Source organism: Acidocella sp., assembly GCF_052326845.1.
GTDB lineage: Bacteria > Pseudomonadota > Alphaproteobacteria > Acetobacterales > Acetobacteraceae > Acidocella.
The window spans coordinates 1-2,601 of sequence record NZ_JBKQJR010000093.1; the positions used below are offsets into that span (position 1 = coordinate 1).

Sequence of the window (2,601 nt, forward strand, 5' to 3'; positions counted from 1 at the left end):
GACTGCGGCAGCACAAGGAGGGGTCATGCCGCAGGTGAGACAATGGACAGCGGTTGCAGACCAGACAATCCGTGAGATGCGGGCGGCGGGGGACACCTGGTCCGCGATTGGGCGCAGGCTGGGGCTAGCCAGAAGCACGGTGATAGAGCGGGGGCGGCGTTTGCGCGCAGTGGCGCCGGTGAAGCCGCCGCCATCACCGAAACGTGATGACATGCTGGATGACCCGAACCGGCCGCCGCTGCCGGCGGGGCATCCTTTGACCTGGGGCTTGCTAACGGATGAACCATTCCCGGAAGGAGACGATGCATGACGGCGGAAGAGTTGATCGGCCGGTTAGAGGCGGCGGGCGCGACGTTGCTGGCCTTGCCGTCGCGCGGGTATTCGACGCAGCTGCGGACGATGAAATTCGACGTGGTGCATACCGCGCTGGAAGCCTATGGCTGGCAGGCGGCTGTGGTCCGTCCGGCCATGCCGAGTGCTGCGGAAATCAGCCGCATGGATGAGGCGTTCGGCTGGCTGGCGATGGTTCCGGAGACGAAATACGTGCTGCGCCGGATTCTGGGCGCGCGGGCGCTGGTGCACCCCATCACCGGGCGGCATTTGTTTCCGTGGCGGAGGGTAGGCACGATGCTTGGGGCGGATCATAAATCGGTTCAGCGCTGGCATGGGCAGGGGATTGAGCTGGTGTTACGGGGGCTGAATGAGGCGCGTTAATATTTTTACTAACACTATGTTATTTTTTTCTTGCCCACCTGCCCCAATTTGACGTATACCCCTTGGCATACTGGTTCTACGCCTCACACGGACGGGTTGATACAAAAATTGATGGCGGCGGGTGGGTTTCTTGAATTCGCCCGCCGGGCCATGGCGGCCAAGGGGCAGGTGCCTGCGCGGCACCATGAGATGCTGATTGGCAGTCTTCAGGATGTCGCGGATGGGGCGGTTGACCGGCTGATGGTGCAGATGCCGCCGGGGTCAGCGAAGTCGACCTATGGGTCGGTGCTGTTTCCGGCGTATTTTCTGGCGGCACGGCCGAGGGCACAGGTGATCGCCGCGGCGCATACGGCGTCCCTGGCGAATTATTTCGGCCGGCGGGTTAGGGCGGCGGTCGAGGAGAATGGCAGCTGGCTCGGGGTTGCCTCAGCAAGGACAGCAAGGACAGCAAGGCGGCATCGCGCTTCGCCCTGGACGGGGAGAGGGAATACTTCGCCGCCGGGGTGCGCGGGCCGATTACCGGACGGCGGGCGGATCTGATCGTGATCGACGATCCGGTGAAGTCCTGGGCGGAGGCAGAGAGCCAGACGGCCCGCGACGCGCTGTATGACTGGTATCGGGGTGAACTGACGGCGCGGCTGAAGCCGGGCGGGCGGATCGTGCTGATCATGACAAGGTGGCATGAGGATGATCTGGCAGGAAAGCTGCTGGCGGCGGAGGCGGGGTGGAAATGCCTGCGCCTGCCAGCTTTGGCGGAGCCGGGAGACGAGCTGGGCCGGGCGCCAGGTGAGGCGCTGTGGCCGGAATGGCAGGGACGGGAGGATATCGAGCGGCGGCGCCTTGAAGTGGGCGAGCGGGCGTTTGCGGCCATGTATCAGCAAACGCCGCTACCGCCAGACGCGGCGTTCTTCAACGCCGCGCGGGTGCGGATTTTGCCCGAGGCGCCGCCGCTGCGGCAGGCGATACGAGGTTGGGACTTGGCGGCGAGCCTGGGCTCGCCAGGGCGCAGCCCGGACTACACGGTGGGGCTGAAGCTGGGTGTGACGGCGGAGAACCTGCTGGTGGTGCTGGATGTGGCGCGGCTGCAGGCGGTGCCGGCGCAGGTGGAGGCGAAGATCTTGGAGATGGCACGGCTGGATGGGGCGGGGACGGTGATTGCCCTGCCGCAGGACCCAGGGCAGGCCGGGGCGGCGCAGATTGCCATGCTGACGCGCAGCCTGAACGGGTACAGGGTTGCGGCGAGCCCGGAGCGGGATGCCAAGACCATCCGCGCCATGCCAGCGGCGACGCAGATGGATGCGGGGAATTTGGCGATGGTGGCAGCACCCTGGAATGACGCGCTGCTGGCGGAGCTGAGGGCGTTTCCGCACGGGGGCAAGGATGACCAGGTGGATGCGCTCTCCCGCGCGGTGAACACGCTGGCCACCATGGTGGGGCAGCCCGCACGGCGGCTGAGCCTGCCTTTGATGCAACGCTGAAAATTAGAAGAGGCCTGCATGTTTGAAACGATTTGCGGCACGATCCAGGCGGATACGAGCCTGCCGGCGCGCGTGGCGAAGCTGGATATTCTGGGCCGCGTGCTGGATGGCACGCTGTATGACAATCTGCCCTACCAGTTCCACGAGGAGCGCAATTCGGCGGGGGAGTATATTCCGTTGCGGCTACGCAGGCCCTCGGTGCGCTACGGGCTGTGCCGGGTGGTGGTGGAGGACTCTGTGGCGCTGCTGTTCAGCGCCGGGCATTTTCCGGCCATCGATGCTGATGATTCGGCGCTGGTGCGGTGCTTGCAGGATGTGATCGCGGAATCGCGCCTGAATGAGGTGATGATCGATGCGGCGATCCGGGGCTCGGTCGGCTCGGTGGCGGTGCTGTTCCGCGTGCTGCAGG

Annotated in this window: 3 protein-coding genes and 1 pseudogene; all 4 read left to right on the plus strand. The window is 65.5% G+C overall.

The window, feature by feature from the left end; all coding sequences use genetic code 11:
- Nucleotides 1-306: 306 nt before the first annotated feature.
- Nucleotides 307-714: a DUF6362 family protein gene (locus tag ACLPJJ_RS06150; RefSeq protein WP_443590065.1), complete on the plus strand. Its 408-nt coding sequence runs from the start codon at nt 307-309 to the stop codon at nt 712-714.
- A gap of 96 nt (nt 715-810) precedes the next feature.
- Complete coding sequence (locus ACLPJJ_RS06155) at nt 811-1,254, plus strand: hypothetical protein (protein ID WP_443590066.1); 444 nt, start codon at nt 811-813, stop codon at nt 1,252-1,254.
- A 2-nt stretch (nt 1,255-1,256) separates the two neighbouring features.
- On the plus strand, nt 1,257-2,192 hold the full coding sequence (terL, locus tag ACLPJJ_RS06160) for a phage terminase large subunit (protein WP_443590067.1): 936 nt from the start codon (nt 1,257-1,259) through the stop codon (nt 2,190-2,192).
- An 18-nt stretch (nt 2,193-2,210) separates the two neighbouring features.
- Nucleotides 2,211-2,601: pseudogene (locus ACLPJJ_RS06165) on the plus strand (phage portal protein); the annotation flags it as partial.